Raw genomic sequence first — 16,770 nt, forward strand, 5'->3', positions numbered from 1 at the left:
AGACTTTCACCGTTATAGCTTTGAAGATATAACGGTAGCCCTTCGCCAGTCTGCAAATCCATTTCATGCCATCTCACCTCTCTGCTCGTCTTTCCTTGCTCAATGCCCTCGGCACCGAATTGACCGAGGCGCGTATCCGTCTGCTGGAAGCCATCGAAAGAGACGGATCGATCAGCCAAGCCGCGAAAGCGGTACCGCTGTCATACAAAGCAGCGTGGGACGCGGTCGACCAGATCAATAACTTGTCCGAGCGACCGCTCGTTGCCCGTGCGACAGGAGGTGCAGGCGGTGGCGGCACACGGCTTACGCCCTACGGCAAACAGGTCGTTGCGCTCTATCGAGCACTTGAGGCGGATTACCAATCCACGGTTGCTCGCATCACCGCAGCCCTCGACCAAGGAGAGGCCTCGGACATCGAAGGTTTTCGCCGGTTGGTGCAGCGCCTGCAATGGCGCAGCAGCGCACGCAATCAATTTCACGGCCGTATCGAACGTATCGCCGGAGACGGTGTGGAAAGCGAAGTACAAGTGCGGCTCGACGATGCCACTGTGTTGGCCGCGGTCATCACCGGTGAAAGCGTGGAAAACCTGGAGCTCGCCGAGGGCGTAGAGGTCTTGGCGCTGATCAAGGCGTCGTCCGTGATGATCGCGCGCGAAGACGGCCTGAGGATTTCCGCACGTAATCAGCTGTGGGGCGAAGTCAGCCGTGTCCACGAGGGGCCGGTCAACGACGAAATTACCGTAGCACTGCCATCGGGTCGCAGCATCGCCGCTGTCATTACCCGCGCCAGCAGCGAAGCGCTGGAGCTCAGTCCTGGTGTTCGGGCATGCGCCTTTTTCAAAGCGTCCAGCGTGTTGCTGGCACGGCCGTCATGACCATTCGAAAATGGAGTCGGGAGGACTCGAAGATGATCAAGAAAGCACTCGGTTTCACCTTTGCATTGGCCGCACTGCCCTTCATGGCGAACGCAGACGATATTCAGGTTGCGGTGGCATCGAACTTCACGGCCCCGGTTCAGGCGCTGGCGCCCGGGTTCGAAAAAGCCACCGGTCACACGTTGGTTGCCTCCTTTGGCGCCACGGGCCAGTTCTACGCACAGATCAAGAACGGCGCGCCGTTCCAGGTCTTTCTTGCCGCAGATGACAGCACACCCGCCAAACTTGAAAGCGAAGGTGAGATAGCGCCCGGCTCACGCTTCACCTACGCCATCGGCAAGCTGGCGCTGTGGTCGCCGAAGGACGACTACGTCGACGAGAAAGGTGACGTGCTCAAACAAAACACGTTCGCACATCTTTCCATCGCCAATCCGAAAACCGCGCCCTACGGCCTCGCGGCGACGCAAACGCTGGAAAAACTCGGCCTGACGGAAATGCTCAAGGGCAAGATCGTCGAGGGGACCAACATCACCCAAGCGTTTCAGTTCGTCTCGAGCGGTAACGCCGAACTTGGCTTTGTTGCGCTATCGCAGATATTCAAGGACGGCCAGGTGACCGAAGGCGCGGCCTGGATGGTGCCGGAAGACATGTATGACCCCATCCGCCAGGATGCTGTGATTCTCAAGGGCGCGGCCAACGATGCGGCCGCCAAGGCGTTCGTCGATTACCTAAAAACGCCGGAAGCGGCGAAGATCATCGAATCCTTCGGCTACACGCTTGAATAACGCATGCCACTGACGAGCGCTGATTTTGCGGCGATCCGCCTGACGCTGGAACTCGCCACCGTCACGACGCTTATCCTCCTGGTGATCGGTACGCCGATCGCCTGGTGGTTGTCGCGCACGCAGTCCTGGTTCAAGGGGCCAGTGGGTGCCATCGTCGCCCTGCCGCTGGTGCTGCCACCGACCGTCATCGGCTTCTACCTGCTCGTTGCAATGGGGCCGAATGGCTTCGTTGGGCAATTCACTGAATCCCTTGGCCTTGGTCGTCTGCCGTTCAGCTTTGCCGGCCTCGTGGTCGGCTCGGTGATCTATTCACTACCGTTCGTGGTGCAACCGTTGCAGAACGCGTTCGATGCCATCGGCCCGCGCCCTTTGGAAGCTGCTGCCACGCTGCGCGCCAGCCCGCTCGACTGTTTCTTCACGGTCGTCCTGCCGTTGGCCAAGCCGGGCTTCATCACCGCATCGATCCTGGGTTTCGCCCATACCGTCGGCGAGTTCGGCGTGGTGCTCATGATCGGCGGCAATATTCCCGAGAAAACACGTGTGGTCTCCGTACAGATTTTCGATCATGTCGAGGCGATGGAGTACGCCCAAGCCCACTGGCTGGCTGGCGGCATGGTCGTGTTCTCGTTTGTCGTGTTGCTTGCGCTCTATGCCAGCCGACGCCGGACGACGTGGAGCTGACGATGATCGAAGCGAACTTCTTCTTGGGCTGGGATGCGTTCGATCTCGCTGTCGAATTGCGATTACCGGGCTCGGGCGTAACGGCGTTGTTCGGCCCTTCCGGTTCCGGCAAGACGACATTGCTGCGCTGCATTGCCGGTCTCGAAGCCCGCAGCCAGGGACAGCTGACAGTGAACGGCGAGCGCTGGCAGGACAGCGCCTCCGGCCTATTTGTCCCGCCGCACAAGCGCCCTATCGGCTATGTTTTTCAGGACGCCAATCTTTTTCCGCATTTGACCGTGGCGAAGAACCTCGCCTACGGCCAAAAACGCGTCGACGCGCGCGAGCGGCGCATCGCGCAGGACCACGCCATCGAACTGCTGGGCATCACCCATCTACTCGAACGCATGCCCAATCGTCTGTCCGGTGGCGAACGCCAGCGCGTCGGCATCGCCCGTGCACTGCTGACCAGCCCGCGCCTGTTGCTGATGGACGAGCCCCTTGCCGCCCTCGACTACAAGCGCAAGATGGAAATCCTGCCTTACCTCGAACGGCTGCATGACGAGCTGGACATTCCCATCCTGTACGTCAGTCATGCGCCGGACGAGGTTGTTCGCCTTGCCGACCACCTCGTGCTGATGGAAAGCGGCCGCGCAATCGCCAGCGGCGAGACGAGTGAAACCCTGGCGCGTACCGACCTGCCACTTGCGCTGAGCGAGGATGCAGGCGTATTGATCAAGGGGCGCGTAACCGGCCATGACGCGGCCTACGGCCTGCTGTCGGTCGCCTTCGATCACGGGCAGACGCTACGCCTGGCGCATCCGCCGCGCGCCATTGGTGAGCCCTTACGTATTCGCGTCCAGGCCCGTGACGTCAGCTTGAGCCTGGAACGCCCTACCGGCAGCAGTGTGCTCAACATCATTCCCGCACGGGTCATGACAGTCGCCGAAACCGACAACCCTGCGCACCGGCTCGTCAGGCTCGACGTGGCAGGCACCGCGTTGCTTGCGCGCATCACCCGTTATTCGCTCGAACAGCTGGGCCTGTGCCGCGATATGCAGGTCTGGGCTCAGATCAAATCAGTGGCGCTGCTGGGCTGATCGCTCGCCGGCGGCTCCAGGGGCGAGCAATGCCAGCAGGCCGACGGAGGGCGGCCAAGCCACGCTCGCGAGCGTCGTGGTCCGCCGAGCGAGCAGGCATAATGGCCGCCGGTTTTCATTCGTCTCACCTCAATGTCCCTTGATATCGACCCTTCCGAGCTTTCCTCGCGACCACGCTGGCGTCACCTGCTTCTGCTGGCGCTGATGCTCGCGCTCCTGCTGTTTCCGCTGCAGCGGCTGGCCGAGCAGTATTACCGCGGTGAGTTGGCGCAACAGAACAGCCAGACGCTGGACCTTTACGTGGCCAACCTTCTTGGCATTCTCAAGCGCTATGAGGTACTGCCGCAGACCTTGGGTGACCTGCCGGCCCTACGCCATGTTCTGGAAGACAAACGCAATCCGAACCATGTGGACGAGGCCAATCGCCTGCTTTCTCGAATGCGTGAGTTGACGGGGGCGGATGCGATCTATTTGATGGCGCCCGACGGCGAAACACTGGCGGCGTCCAATTGGGCGAGCGCGGACAGTTTCGTTGGACGCAACTTTTCGTTCCGACCGTACTTCCAGGATGCGGTCGCCGGGCGGCTCGGCCGGTTCTTCGGCCTGGGCACGACATCGAGCAAACGCGGCTATTACTTCGCGGCCCCCGTACGAGAAGGCGCAAGCGTCATTGGCGAGCTGGTTGTGAAAGTGGACCTGGACCATACCGAAACGCTGTGGGGCAACACGCCCGAGCAGCTGGTCGTGACGGATAGCTACGGCGTCGTCATCCTGACCTCACGCCCGGAATGGCGTTTTCGCGCCACCCGCCCGCTGAGTGAACAGGAACGTCGCGAGATTCAGTCCATCCAACCCTACCCAACCTTGGACCCACAACCCATCGACCTGATCGAGCGCGCCTGGTTGACGCAGGAACGGCACCTCGACGAAATGGGCTGGACCGTCAGTATCAAGGCCCCTATCACGCTGATCGAGCGTCCCGTGAATACGGTGCTGCTGGTTGGCACTGCGGTGTTGCTGGTCCTGATCTTGCTCATTGGTTTGACGATGCTGCGCCGGCGCCACTACCTCGAGCGTATCGCTCATGATGCGCAGGCGCGCCGCGAATTGGAGCACCGGGTCGCGGAGCGCACCCGTGACCTGGAACGCCTGAACGCCCGGCTCAAGGACGAAGTACTGGAGCGTGAGCACGCGCAGCAGGAGTTGTTTCGCGCCCAGGACGAACTCGTGCAGGCCGGTAAGCTGTCCGCCCTGGGCACCATGTCGGCGAGCATCAGCCATGAACTCAATCAGCCGCTGGCAGCGATTCGCAGTTATGCCGACAACGCTGTGGTGCTGCTCGACCACAAGCGTGCCGACGATGCCCGCGGCAACCTGCAACAGATCAGCGAAATCACCGGGCGCATGGCGTCGATCATCGCCCACCTGCGGGCCTTCGCGCGGCGCGATCGCCATGCGCCAGAAAGCGTTGCATTGCAACCGGCACTCGAAGACGCGCTGGCGCTGCTCGCCAAACGTCGCCGCGGCTTGGACGTCGAGTTGATCCGGGACCTGCCCGACGCACCGCTCTGGGTTCAGGCCGGTGAAACCCGCCTGCGCCAGGTGCTCGGTAATTTGTTGGCAAACGCACTGGACGCGTTGACCGAAAAAGCCGTGCCGAGAAAGCTCTGGTTGAGCACCGAAGAAGCTGCGGACAGCGTCACCCTGCTCATTCGCGACAACGGTCCGGGCTTTACCGAGGATGCGCTGGCGCGTGCCATCGAGCCATTTTTCACCACTAAGACCAGTGCCCAGGGCTTAGGGCTGGGCCTCGCCATCTGCGATACCCTGACCCGCGCACTGGGCGGCGAATTGCATTTCGCCAATCACGAACAGGGCGGCGCCTTGATCCGGCTGCGCTTGTGCCGCTCTGCGCCTGGCGTCGTTCCACATGCCCCAGAGGACCCATCGAATTGAGCAAGGCCAACATCATCGACTCGTCCATACAGGTCCTGCTGATCGACGACGACGCGCACCTGCGTAACGCCCTGAGCCAGACGCTGGACCTCGCCGGCCTGAAGGTCATGGCCCTCACAGATGCCCAAGGCCTTGCCCCTCGCATCGAGCGCGACTGGCCGGGCGTGGTCGTCAGTGACATCCGCATGCCGGGCGTGGATGGCTTGACGCTGCTCAAGCAACTGCACGAGCAGGATGCCGAGCTGCCGGTGCTGCTCATCACGGGCCACGGCGATGTCCCGCTGGCCGTGCAGGCGATGCGCGAAGGGGCCTACGATTTCTTGGAAAAACCCTTCCCGAGCGAGGCGCTACTCGATGGCGTGCGCCGGGCGCTGGATCGCCGCAACCTGGTATTGGAAAACCGCAGCCTGCGCTTGGCCTTGACTGAACGTCGCGCATTGGATGCCCGCCTGCTTGGGCAGTCCGGCGCCATGCAGCGGCTTCGCCAACAGGTCGGCGCCTTGGCCGCGATTCAGGCGGATGTACTTATCCTTGGCGAAACCGGCGCGGGAAAAGAGGTCGTCGCCCGTGCCTTGCACGACCTTTCGGCCCGGCGCAATGGCCCCTTCGTTGCGATCAATACCGGTGCACTGGCTGAATCCGTGGTTGAGAGCGAGCTGTTCGGCCACGAAGCCGGAGCGTTCACGGGCGCCCAGAAGCGCCGCATCGGTAAGTTCGAGTACGCCAACGGGGGCACCGTGTTTCTTGACGAAATCGAGAGCATGAACCTGGATGTTCAAGTCAAGTTATTACGGCTGCTGCAAGAGCGCGTGGTCGAGCGGATGGGGTCCAACCAGCTGATCCCGCTGGATATTCGCGTCATTGCCGCGACCAAGGAGGACTTGCGTCAAGCGTCCGATCAAGGGCGCTTCCGTGCTGACCTCTATTACCGGCTCAACGTTGCGCCGCTGAAAATCCCGGCGCTGCGTGAGCGCGACGAAGATCCACTGGTGCTGTTCGAGCATTTCGCCAGCGCGGCGGCATCACGCCACGGGCTTCCCGTTCGCGCCCTGACCCCGGCGCAAAGGGCGCTGCTACTCCGGCACGATTGGCCGGGAAACATCCGGGAACTGCAAAACGCCGCCGAACGTTTTGCCATCGGTCTGGATCTGGGTCTCGACACGCCAGTGGAGCAACTCGCGGAGTCCTCGGCCGACGGGCTCAACGAGCAAGTGGAGGCGTTCGAAAAGGCCCTGATCGCCGCCGAACTAAGCCGCCCACATACGTCACTACGGAGCCTTGCCGAAAGTTTGGGCCTGCCCAGGAAAACCCTGCATGACAAGCTGAAGAAACATGGTCTCCAACTCCAGCAAGGCGGAAACCCGCCAGCAGAAGGCGAATAAACGGCGGATACCCGCCATAGTTACGGTCAGCCGATAGATAAGACCATTGAGCTAGAGCGTCTGGCGCGATAGGCATCTTTTTTGCTCAGATGCCCGAGCCAACAAAAACAAGCAAGGCGTTTATTTCTCTCGAGCTCCGAGCTCGTTGTTGTTGGCGTTGCTGTGCGCATCGGAATGCGCATTGACCAATAACAATGAGGAAGCCCAATGCTGAAGTTCACCGCCAAGGCGCTCGTGTGCGCACTCTCTATCGGACTTGCCGGAATCACCCAGGCCGCCGATCCGATCACCATCAAGCTTTCCCACGTCGTTGCCGAGCACACCCCTAAAGGCCAAGGTGCCATGCTGTTCAAGAAGCTGGCGGAAGAGCGCCTGCCCGGCAAGGTGAAAGTCGAGGTGTATCCGAACTCGTCGCTGTTCGGTGACGGCAAGGAAATGGAAGCGCTGTTGCTGGGCGACGTCCAGATCATCGCTCCGTCCCTGGCGAAGTTCGAGCACTACACCAAGCAACTTCAGATCTTCGACCTGCCCTTCCTGTTTGATGACATGGCTGCCGTCGACCGCTTCCAGCACAGCCCGCAAGGCCAGGAACTGCTGACCTCCATGCAAGGCAAAGGCATCACCGGCCTCGCTTACTGGCACAACGGTCTCAAGCAGCTTTCTGCCAACAAGCCGCTGCGTGAGCCTAAAGATGCCCGCGGCCTGAAATTCCGCGTCCAGGCGTCTGCCGTGCTCGAAGAGCAGTTCAAAGCCGTCCGCGCCAACCCACGCAAGATGAGCTTTGCCGAGGTGTATCAGGGCTTGCAGACTGGGGTAGTCAACGGTGCCGAGAACCCGTACTCCAACATCTACTCGCAGAAGATGCATGAAGTACAGAAGTACATCACCGAGTCCAACCATGGTCTGTTGGATTACATGCTCATCACCAACACCAAGTTCTGGGAAGGTTTACCTGAAGACGTTCGCACCGAGCTGACCAAAATCATCGGCGAAGTGACGGCCGAGGTGAACAAGCAGGCCAACGAACTGAACGAAGGCGACAAGCAGCGCATCGTGGACGCCAAGACCACCGAAATCATCAGCCTGACGCCGGAAGAGCGCGAAGAATGGCGTGAAGCGATGAAGCCGGTTTGGCAGAAATTCGAAGGTGAGATCGGGGCTGACCTGATCAAGGCCGCCGAGGCGTCCAACCAGCAGTAAGTGTTACCCGGCGCCGCTGGCGCCTCCTGCCTTGTCGGCGAGCCCCGTCGACAAGGCGCTCCCCGTTCCAACAATACCAATGCAACTCGACGGGAGATGCCCCGATGGACGCTTTACGGCGCTTCTGGGACTGCTTCGAGGAAGCGTTTATCGCATTCCTCCTGGCGGCCATGACCCTCATCACGTTCGTCTACGTGATGCTTAACAACCTCTACACCGTGTTCTATTCGCTGGGTGATTCCTTCGAAGGCGCCAGTGATTTCTTCTATGCGATCGGCGATTTCATCCTCGATCACGCCCAGGCCATGACCTGGAGCAGCGCGATGACCAAAGCGCTGTTTGCCTGGCTCATTTTTTTCGGGATTTCCTACGGCGTGCGCACCGGCGGGCACATTGGCGTAGATGCGCTGGTGAAGCTTGCGCCGCGCCATGTGCAGAAGATCATTTCAGTGCTCGCCGTGCTCTGCTGCCTCGGTTACGCCGGGCTGCTCAGCGTCGCCAGCTTCGACTGGATGAAGGTGCTGTTCAACGCCGGCATCGGCGCCGAAGACCTCGGCCATTTTGGCATCCAGCAATGGCACATCGGGATGATCGTGCCGATCGGTTTCGCGTTGGCGTTCATTCGCTTCTTCGAAATCCTCGTACGCATTCTGCGTGACCAGCAAACGGGACTCGGCCTGGCCGACGAAGCCGCTGATGCCCTGAAACTTGCGGACGAGGAGAAGTGACATGACCATTGCATTCCTCTTTGCGGTGCTTTTCGCGCTGATGCTGATCGGTGTGCCCATTGCCGTATCCCTCGGGTTGGCCGGCTCGCTGACCATCATGCTGTTCAGCCAGGACTCGGTCCGCTCGCTGGCCATCAAGCTGTTCGAAACGTCCGAGCACTACACGCTGTTAGCGATTCCGTTCTTCCTCGTGGCCGGGGCGTTCATGACCACCGGGGGTGTGGCCCGTCGTTTGATCGACTTCGCCAATGCCACGGTCGGCCACATTCGCGGTGGTTTGGCCATTGGTGCGGTGCTGGCGTGCATGCTGTTCGCGGCCCTGTCGGGTTCGTCGCCTGCCACGGTAGCCGCCGTGGGTTCGATCGCCATTGCCGGGATGGTCCGTTCGGGCTATCCGCAAGCCTTCGGCGCCGGCATCGTCTGTAACGCCGGCACGCTGGGCATCCTCATTCCGCCGTCGATCGTGATGGTGGTCTACGCTGCGGCCACCGAGCAGTCGGTGGGCAAGCTGTTCATGGCCGGCGTAGTCCCAGGCATCCTGCTTGGCGTGGTGCTGATGGTCGCGATCTATATCGTCGCCGTGAAAAAGAACCTGCCCGCGCTGCCACGCGCAACGGTGCGTGAGTGGCTGACCGCCGCGCGCAAGGCCGTCTGGGGTCTGCTGCTGATGGTGATCATCCTCGGCGGTATCTACTCCGGGATGTTCACCCCGACCGAGGCGGCTGCCGTGGCGGCGGTGTACTCGGCGTTCATCGCCCTGTTCGTCTACAAGGACATGCGCATCCGGGATTGCCCGAAAGTGCTGATCGAGTCGGGCAAGCTGTCGATCATGCTGATGTTCATCATCGCCAACGCGATGCTGTTCGCCCACGTGTTGACCACCGAGCAGCTGCCGCAACAAATCACCGCCATGGTGCTCGAAGCGGGCCTGCAACCCTGGATGTTCCTCTTGGTGGTGAACATTGTGCTGCTGATTGCGGGTGCGTTCATGGAGCCGTCGGCGGTGATCCTGATCCTCGCGCCGATTCTGTTCCCGATCGCCATGGAGCTGGGCATCGATCCGATCCACCTGGGCATCATCATGGTGGTGAACATGGAAATCGGCCTGATCACGCCACCGGTGGGCCTGAACCTGTTCGTGACCTCGGCGGTGACGGGCATGCCGGTGACGTCGGTCATCCGCGCGGCTATGCCGTGGTTGATGCTGCTGCTGTCGTTCCTGGTGCTCATCACCTACGTGCCATGGATCTCGACGGCGCTGCCGAATTGGTTGGGGATGCCGTAACAGCGGTTCGTTTTGAAAGAACCCGGCCTCGCGCCGGGTTTTTTCTTTCATGCGCGGAGATGCGCCCTGCCTACGTGCGGCTTCGAATCGCGTTTTGTCCCTAACGTGGGTGTGACTGGTGCATCACAGGCGGCTAAAGCCGCCCCTACATTGATGCGAGGTTGCCGTTGCCGCTCAAGCGTGGCTCAAACCCTGTAGGGGCGACTTTAGTCGCCTGCTTTTGGGTCGCATGCGCTGAGCTTTGGTTCGACCTTGACGGGGTATTGCCCAAGATATCGCACGCAGCTGAAGCCGATGCCCCTATCAGGCTCCCGCGAAAGCGGCTGTCCTGCTTTATGACGAATCGCCCGGACACCAAAACATGCATTGCCGCCCCCATACCAACGTAGACGCCGGCAGGCCGAATACTTCGCAGGCCATTCGCCCCCGCACCAACTTCGGACCTGACTAAATTCGGCAGGCCCGTCATACTTGTAAAAAACCGTGACCCGGCGCCATTCAACCACGTCAGGTCAGGTATCCCTGTTCGAGCCACGCTCGCTATCCATCCCGGAAGACGAGCAGGCTGGGCACACATCCGATCCGTGCGGCGTGCCCTACTGTTTGAGGAGTTTTCGAAAAGCATGTCTCGATTGCCCGTTATCGTTGGGTTCGGCGGTTACAACGCCGCTGGCCGCAGCTCCTTCCACCACGGCTTTCGCCGCACCGTAATCGAGACGCTAGACAGCCAAGCGCGCCAGGAAACCCTCGCCGGGCTGGCCGTCATGACCAAACTTGTCGAAGGCCGCGACGAAGGCTTTTTCCATCAAGGCGAGCCCATCACGGCAGCAGAGATAGAGCGTCGCCTGGGCCAGCAAATTCTCGACTCGACTCTCGTGCGCCGCATCGAGACGAGCTATCTGGACGTCGACGCCGCTCACTGGCACAAGAACCTATCGGTCGATATGGCGCCGGACCAGCCGCTGGCCTTCACCACACAGCAAAAACTCCTACCCGAGCCCTTGCCCGCAAACTGGAGCGTCGAACCGCTGGAAGGCAGTGACGTTCGCGTCACGGTGCACGGCAGCTGTGAGTTCAAGGTCGATAGTTACCGGCCATTGCCGGTCAAGTCCGCCGGCCAGCTCCCCACGGGCTTCGATCCCTCCGAACTCTACAACTCGCGCTTCCACCCGCGCGCGCTGCAACTGACCATCGCGGGTGTCACCGATGCATTGCGCTCGATCGGTATCGACTGGCAGACCATCGCGGACAGCGTCGCGCCGGATGAGGTCGCGGTGTTCGCCGGCAACATCATGAGTCAGATCGACGAGTACGGCTTCGGCGGTTTGCTGCAATCGCGCCTGCGCGGCAGCCGGGTCAGCGCCAAGCAGCTGCCACTAGGCCTGAACACGATGCCCGCTGACTTCATCAATGCCTATGTGCTGGGTAGCGTCGGCGCCACGGGCAGCGTCACCGGCGCTTGCGCGACCTTCCTCTATAACCTGCAGAAAGGCATCGAGGTCATTTCCTCAGGCCGCGCGCGCGTGGTGATCGTCGGCAACGCCGAGGCGCCAATCACCCTCGAGTGCATCGAAGGCTACGGCGCCATGGGTGCCCTGGCGACCGAAGAGGGTTTGCGCTCGATCGAAGGCAAGGATGAGGTCGACTTCCGCCGCGCCAGCCGTCCTTTCGGCGATAACTGCGGATTCACCCTGGCCGAAGCCGCGCAATTCGTCGTACTGATGGATGACGAGCTCGCCCTGCAACTGGGCGCCGATATCCACGGCGCCGTCACCGACGTATTCGTCAATGCGGATGGCTTCAAGAAGTCCATTTCCGCGCCAGGCCCAGGCAATTACCTGAGCATGGCCAGCGCCGTTGCCAGCGCCGCCCATCTTGTCGGTATCGACGCGGTGCGCACCCGCAGCTTCGTGCATGCCCACGGCTCCAGTACGCCAGCGAACCGTGTCACCGAGTCCGAATTGCTGGGCCGTGTCGCAGCGGCGTTCGATATCCCGCAATGGCCGGTCACGGCGGTCAAGGCATTCGTTGGCCACTCACTGGCGCCGGCCAGCGGTGATCAGCTGATTTCTGCCCTCGGCACATTCCGGTACGGCGTCATTCCGGGGATCAAAACCATCGACAAGGTCGCGGATGATGTTCATCAGTCGCACCTGGGTATCGTCACCAAGGACCGCGAATACGCGCCCGAATCGCTGGATGTGTGCTTCATCAACTCCAAGGGGTTCGGCGGCAACAATGCCAGCGGTTATGTGCTTGCCCCGCACGTGGTCGAACGCATGCTGACCAAGCGGCATGGTGAAGCGAAGCTAAACGCGTGGCGCGAGCGCCGTGACGAGACTCGCACCGCCGCAGCGGCATACGATGAAAAGGCGCTGAAGGGGCAGCTCGATGTGATCTACAACTTCGGCGAAGGCCTGATCGACGACAGCGAGCTTGCGTTGAATGAACGACAGGTCAACGTGCCAGGCTTTGCCCATCCGTTGGTGTACAAAGCGGACACGCGTTTCGACGACATGATTTGAGTGATGGCTTTCGCGCGGTAAGCGGTGGACTACCCCTGGGGCTAGTCCACCCTGCTGGCTAGGCGCCCCTAATCCTCCTGTGGGAGCGGGCCATGCCCGCGAAGGGATCAAGGCACGCAACCGGTGGTGGGCTCAATGCTGCTTCGCGGGCATGGCGGATCGCCGCCCGACCCGCTCCCACAGAGATAGCTTTGTAGCGTGGATAAGGCTGCGCCGTTATCCACCCTACGCCCCTCTCTTACTCGTTAACCTGCCGCAAATACGGCGCGGGCTCGGCTCCGAGGTTCGCGAGCATGCGCTCGCTGTACCAATCGATGAAATTCACCACGCCGAATTCGTAGGTCTTCGAATACGGCCCTGGCTGGTAAGCCGTGGAGTTGATACCGCGCTGATTTTCCTCGGCCAAGCGCCGGTCCTGATCGTTGGTCGCATCCCAGACCTTTCGCAGGTTCTCCACGTCGTAATCGACGCCTTCCACCGCATCCTTGTGCACCAGCCATTTGGTGGTGACCAACGTTTCCTGCGCGCTGATCGGCCACACGGTGAACACGATGATGTGGTCGCCCATGCAGTGGTTCCAGGAATGCGGCAGGTGCAGGATACGCATTGAGCCCAAGTCGGGATCGGTGATGCGCCCCATCAACTTCTTCACCCCCGGCTTGCCATCCATGGTCATGGAGACGGTGCCCTTGAGTAGCGGCATGCGCACGATACGGTTACGCAGGCCGAAGCTGGCGTGTGCATACGGAATGTTGTCGCGGTCCCAGCGCGTCGTGCATTCGGACACCTGATCCTTGAAGGCCTGCGTCGCGCGCGGATCGGTCACGTCGTCCCATTCCAGCAAGGTATTCAGCAGCTCCGGGTGCGAACCGTTGCAGTGGTAGCACTCACGGTTGTTCTCCAGCACCAGCTTCCAGTTGGCCTTTTCCAACAGGTTGGTCTGGACCGCGACCTTGGTGTTGGCCATGTCGTACGGCTCCATGTAGTGCTCGAGCGTACGCAGGAAATCGTCGATCGCCGGCGGATTCTCCGCCAACGAAATGAAGATATAGCCACCCGCTGTCTTCACGTGGATCGGCTTGAGACTGTAGTCCGCAAGGTTGAAGTCCGCGCCCATTTCGGTCCCGGCGAACAACAGGCGACCGTCCAGTTCGTAGGTCCACTGGTGATAGGGGCAAACGAGCTTGGCCACCTTGCCCTTCTCGCTCACGCACAGGCGCGAGCCGCGATGGCGGCAGACGTTGTGAAAGGCGTGAATCTTGTTCTCGGCGCCACGCACCACCATGACAGGGTTGTCACCGAGTTGCAGCGTCAGGTAGTTGCCCTTGGCCGGGATCTCGCAGGTCATGCCTGCGATCAGCCACTCCTTGTGAAAGATTTCCTGCATGTCGATCTTGAACAGGCGTTCGTCGCTGTAGAACGGCTGCGGCAGGGAGAACGTGCGCTCACGGTTCTGCAACATCTCGGCGGTGGCCTTGCGTGCGGGCTCCAGCGGATCGCCCAGGCTCAAAGCGGTGACATCCATCGGTAACTCCTCATACCGGACGATTTCGCATCCGGAGCAAAAGTGGCTTTTACGGTAGACGCAAGACGGCGAACCTGGCCCTCTCCTTGGCTGAACGACAGCCCGCCCACGTGCCGATTCGCGGACTTTGAGGTTGCTGGACGCTCTGTGATCGCGACTGCGTAGCAGGCACGATCCTCGGGAAATACTTCGGTTTTCGGCTGGCGCCAGTGTGTTCTTGGCAAAAACCCGAACCTTATCCATGGACGACATGGCCGAATCCGTTTCCGACGCGCAAAGCCCCATGGTTAGGGGCCGGTCGCGATAAGCATGCCGATGTCGCTGGCAGGTAAATGGCGTCGCTTGCCGTTGTTCCACAATCCGCCGCAAGAACCAGAGCCCCCGGACGCATCCGGATGCCGATGAGCACGCGCACAGAGGTCGCCATGAGCAACAACTTCCTCAACCCGGTTACGACCCAGACCTGGACCAACGGCCGCCATGTGGTGCGCTGCGTGAAGGTCATCCAGGAGACCTGGGACGTGCGCACCTTCTGCTTCATGGCGGATGTCCCGGTGTTGTTCTTCTTCAAGCCTGGCCAGTTCGTGACCTTGGAACTGGAGATCGACGGCCAGCCCGTCATGCGCTCGTACACCATCTCGAGCTCACCCTCGGTGCCCTATAGCTTCTCCATCACCATCAAGCGCATCCCCGGCGGTAAGGTCTCCAACTGGCTGCACGACAACCTGTCCGAAGGTGACCAGCTCCCCGTGCATGGCCCGGTGGGCCTCTTCAACATCATCGACAACCCGTCGGACAAGATCTTGTTCCTATCCGGAGGGGTAGGCATCACCCCGGTCATGTCCATGGCCCGTTGGTTGTTCGACACCAACGCCAACGTCGACATGACGTTCGTCCACAGCGCCCGTACACCGCGTGACGTGATCTACCATCGCGAGCTCGAGCACATGGCCTCGCGCATTCATAACTTCAGCCTGCACCTGATCTGCGAACGCGTGGACCTGGGCTGGAGTTGGTCCGGCTATCGCGGCTACCTTAACCAGCACATGCTCGAGCTGATGGCGCCGGATTATCTGGAGCGGGAGATCTTCTGCTGTGGCCCGACGCCCTACATGTCGGCGGTAAAGAAGTTGCTTCAAGCCAACGGCTTCGACATGAACCGCTACCACGAGGAAGCGTTTGGGCCAGTCCCAGCCGAAATCCGCGAGGACGTGAAGGAACTCGCCGAACAGGCAGCCGAAGCACCGGATATCCCGGCCGCCGAACTGCATCAGGTCGAATTTTCATCCACAGGCAAGAGCATCCGCATCGCATCCGGCGAGACGGTGCATGCTGCTGCCGCGCAACTTGGCTTACACATTCCCAAAGCATGCGGGATGGGCATCTGCGGCACGTGCAAGGTGATGAAGCTGTCTGGCGAAGTGGTAATGGACCACAACGGCGGAATCACCGAGGAAGACGAGGCCGAAGGGTACATCCTGTCCTGCTGCAGCACGCCGAAGGGCGACGTCGTTATCGAGTACTGATGTATCGAACGCATTCGGATGCATCGTCAGCGTAGGGGCAACCGGGCGGCGCTTTCTTACCGCCTTGGCGACTTATAGTCGCCCCTACATTGTTCGTATCGCTGATCGCCAGTCGTCTCTGTTCAAAATACGACCAACACCCGTCGAGCCCTTAACTTGCGGGGCCTCCAGGCTTACTCGCACAGGTTATGCACAGGTCGCCACACAGATATTGTGTGCAACCTCGATGCTAACCCTCTGATAGTGCTCATTTTTTAATCATGTCTCCGCAAGCCGTGCCTAGCGCGGTATGCAAGCGATCGCCTACAGGTTATCCACAGCTCCATCCACGTCTCATGAGGATTAAAGCAATTTGCCCCTAAAACCGTAACGACTCATGACCCGATTGAACGATCGCGAGCCTGTTGCGGCCAAAACACAGGTAAGGCCATAAAACATTCCAGGAGATGTACATATGAAAAGCAAAACGACAACCGCCCTGCTGTTGACTTCTCTGATGGGCCTTTTCGGCACTGCCTACGCAGCTGACGGCACGCACGACAAAGACCACAGCAAAGCGACCCCGGAAGCCTCCATGGGTACTGACGACGGCACTGCAGGCGGCTCGGGCGCAGGCGTCAACACTGGCCCAGGTGCTTCCACCGCGACCGGCATGCCGGATGACGACCGTGCGAACGAAGGCACCGAAGACGCTGGCGCCAGCAAAGAAAAGAAAAACTGATTGCGACAGGTCCTGGCCCTCGGCCAGGACCCGTTTCATCGTCCAGCGGGTAGACCGATAACCCGACCGCAATAAGCAGGCTTTTCCATACCGCACTGCGTCTTCATCAACGCCTCGACGCTCTTTTCAACCGTCTCTTCAAAAACCGCCGAGCGCCCGGTCGCTGTGTCGATGTTCATCAACATCTGTTCACTGGCAGCCGCTAACGTCTCTCCCCGATACAACGCGTGGTAAACGTGCAGCCGTTTACGGTCGCGGCCTACCAGCTGCGTCATGACGCACACCGTTTCACTCACTTTCACTTCAGCCAGATAGTTGAGATGTACCTCCAGCGTGTACAGCGTATGCCCCGTACGAGCACGACCGGCAGCGTCCAGACCAAGATGATCCATCAGCGCATCCGTGGCGAAACTGAATAGCAGCAAATAATGCGCATCGCGCAGATGGCCGTTGTAATCGGTCCACTCGGGCAGGACGTCCGTACGATAGGTCTCCAGCATGG

14 protein-coding genes are annotated in these 16,770 nt (G+C 60.7%); 12 read left to right on the forward strand and 2 right to left on the reverse strand.

The features are described from left to right. The first annotated feature begins 65 nt into the window (after nt 1-65). The 10 genes from IEY47_RS16195 to IEY47_RS16240 all read left to right on the forward strand — a co-directional run bounded on the left by IEY47_RS16195 (nt 66) and on the right by IEY47_RS16240 (nt 12,496). Nucleotides 66-875 carry a TOBE domain-containing protein gene (locus IEY47_RS16195; RefSeq protein ID WP_188984539.1) on the forward strand — a complete coding sequence of 270 codons (810 nt, stop codon included), beginning with the start codon at nt 66-68 and terminating at the stop codon, nt 873-875. A 32-nt stretch (nt 876-907) separates the two neighbouring features. Continuing rightward, nucleotides 908-1,660: a molybdate ABC transporter substrate-binding protein gene (gene modA / locus IEY47_RS16200; RefSeq protein ID WP_188984541.1), complete on the forward strand. Its 753-nt coding sequence runs from the start codon at nt 908-910 to the stop codon at nt 1,658-1,660. Between the two features lie 3 nt (nt 1,661-1,663). Further along, nucleotides 1,664-2,341 (forward strand): molybdate ABC transporter permease subunit, encoded by a 678-nt coding sequence (gene modB, locus IEY47_RS16205; protein ID WP_188984542.1) that lies wholly within the window; start codon nt 1,664-1,666, stop codon nt 2,339-2,341. 2 nt (nt 2,342-2,343) lie between these two features. Beyond that, on the forward strand, nt 2,344-3,420 hold the full coding sequence (gene modC, locus IEY47_RS16210; RefSeq protein ID WP_188984544.1) for a molybdenum ABC transporter ATP-binding protein: 1,077 nt from the start codon (nt 2,344-2,346) through the stop codon (nt 3,418-3,420). A 132-nt stretch (nt 3,421-3,552) separates the two neighbouring features. Next, nucleotides 3,553-5,376, forward strand: coding sequence for a sensor histidine kinase (locus IEY47_RS16215; RefSeq protein WP_188984546.1), 1,824 nt, complete (start codon nt 3,553-3,555; stop codon nt 5,374-5,376). Then, nucleotides 5,373-6,758, forward strand: coding sequence for a sigma-54-dependent transcriptional regulator (locus IEY47_RS16220; RefSeq protein WP_188984548.1), 1,386 nt, complete (start codon nt 5,373-5,375; stop codon nt 6,756-6,758). The genes IEY47_RS16215 and IEY47_RS16220 overlap by 4 nt, the downstream gene beginning before the upstream one ends. A 207-nt stretch (nt 6,759-6,965) precedes the next feature. After that, the gene (dctP, locus tag IEY47_RS16225) at nt 6,966-7,958 is read left to right on the forward strand and encodes a C4-dicarboxylate TRAP substrate-binding protein DctP (RefSeq protein WP_188984550.1); all 993 of its coding nucleotides are present in this window, start codon (nt 6,966-6,968) and stop codon (nt 7,956-7,958) included. A gap of 104 nt (nt 7,959-8,062) precedes the next feature. Further along, nucleotides 8,063-8,686 (forward strand): TRAP transporter small permease, encoded by a 624-nt coding sequence (locus tag IEY47_RS16230; protein WP_188984552.1) that lies wholly within the window; start codon nt 8,063-8,065, stop codon nt 8,684-8,686. A 1-nt stretch (nt 8,687) separates the two neighbouring features. Beyond that, nucleotides 8,688-9,971: a C4-dicarboxylate TRAP transporter large permease protein DctM gene (dctM, locus tag IEY47_RS16235; RefSeq protein WP_188984554.1), complete on the forward strand. Its 1,284-nt coding sequence runs from the start codon at nt 8,688-8,690 to the stop codon at nt 9,969-9,971. A 623-nt stretch (nt 9,972-10,594) separates the two neighbouring features. Beyond that, nucleotides 10,595-12,496: a beta-ketoacyl synthase gene (locus tag IEY47_RS16240; protein ID WP_188984556.1), complete on the forward strand. Its 1,902-nt coding sequence runs from the start codon at nt 10,595-10,597 to the stop codon at nt 12,494-12,496. A 238-nt stretch (nt 12,497-12,734) separates the two neighbouring features. Here the strand turns inward: IEY47_RS16240 and gbca are convergent, their stop codons facing one another. Beyond that, the gene (gene gbca / locus IEY47_RS16245) at nt 12,735-14,021 is read right to left on the reverse strand and encodes a glycine betaine monooxygenase oxygenase subunit (protein WP_188984558.1); all 1,287 of its coding nucleotides are present in this window, start codon (nt 14,019-14,021) and stop codon (nt 12,735-12,737) included. A 425-nt stretch (nt 14,022-14,446) separates the two neighbouring features. Here gbca and gbcB point away from each other — a divergent pair, with 425 nt between their 5' ends. Together gbcB and IEY47_RS16255 are read left to right on the forward strand one after the other, a co-directional pair. Continuing rightward, a complete protein-coding gene (gene gbcB, locus IEY47_RS16250) occupies nt 14,447-15,547 on the forward strand; it encodes a glycine betaine monooxygenase reductase subunit (protein ID WP_188984560.1) in 1,101 nt (366 codons plus the stop codon). Between the two features lie 454 nt (nt 15,548-16,001). After that, nucleotides 16,002-16,268 carry a hypothetical protein gene (locus IEY47_RS16255; protein ID WP_188984563.1) on the forward strand — a complete coding sequence of 89 codons (267 nt, stop codon included), beginning with the start codon at nt 16,002-16,004 and terminating at the stop codon, nt 16,266-16,268. Between the two features lie 35 nt (nt 16,269-16,303). Here IEY47_RS16255 and IEY47_RS16260 read toward each other — a convergent pair whose 3' ends face one another. Beyond that, the gene (locus IEY47_RS16260) at nt 16,304-16,768 is read right to left on the reverse strand and encodes a thioesterase family protein (RefSeq protein ID WP_188984565.1); all 465 of its coding nucleotides are present in this window, start codon (nt 16,766-16,768) and stop codon (nt 16,304-16,306) included. Between the last annotated feature and the right edge of the window lie 2 nt (nt 16,769-16,770).

Source organism: Pseudomonas matsuisoli (genome assembly GCF_014647635.1).
In the GTDB taxonomy this organism is placed as follows: domain Bacteria; phylum Pseudomonadota; class Gammaproteobacteria; order Pseudomonadales; family Pseudomonadaceae; genus Pseudomonas_P; species Pseudomonas_P matsuisoli.

Coding starts and splice junctions, on each gene's coding strand:
- gbca (WP_188984558.1), bottom strand. CDS start 14,021: ATGGATGTCACCGCTTTGAGCCTGGGCGATCCGCTGGAGCCCGCACGC.
- IEY47_RS16260 (WP_188984565.1), bottom strand. CDS start 16,768: ATGCTGGAGACCTATCGTACGGACGTCCTGCCCGAGTGGACCGATTAC.
- IEY47_RS16195 (WP_188984539.1), top strand. CDS start 66: ATGCCATCTCACCTCTCTGCTCGTCTTTCCTTGCTCAATGCCCTCGGC.
- gbcB (WP_188984560.1), top strand. CDS start 14,447: ATGAGCAACAACTTCCTCAACCCGGTTACGACCCAGACCTGGACCAAC.
- IEY47_RS16255 (WP_188984563.1), top strand. CDS start 16,002: ATGAAAAGCAAAACGACAACCGCCCTGCTGTTGACTTCTCTGATGGGC.
- IEY47_RS16230 (WP_188984552.1), top strand. CDS start 8,063: ATGGACGCTTTACGGCGCTTCTGGGACTGCTTCGAGGAAGCGTTTATC.
- dctP (WP_188984550.1), top strand. CDS start 6,966: ATGCTGAAGTTCACCGCCAAGGCGCTCGTGTGCGCACTCTCTATCGGA.
- modC (WP_188984544.1), top strand. CDS start 2,344: ATGATCGAAGCGAACTTCTTCTTGGGCTGGGATGCGTTCGATCTCGCT.
- modA (WP_188984541.1), top strand. CDS start 908: ATGATCAAGAAAGCACTCGGTTTCACCTTTGCATTGGCCGCACTGCCC.
- IEY47_RS16240 (WP_188984556.1), top strand. CDS start 10,595: ATGTCTCGATTGCCCGTTATCGTTGGGTTCGGCGGTTACAACGCCGCT.
- dctM (WP_188984554.1), top strand. CDS start 8,688: ATGACCATTGCATTCCTCTTTGCGGTGCTTTTCGCGCTGATGCTGATC.
- IEY47_RS16215 (WP_188984546.1), top strand. CDS start 3,553: ATGTCCCTTGATATCGACCCTTCCGAGCTTTCCTCGCGACCACGCTGG.
- modB (WP_188984542.1), top strand. CDS start 1,664: ATGCCACTGACGAGCGCTGATTTTGCGGCGATCCGCCTGACGCTGGAA.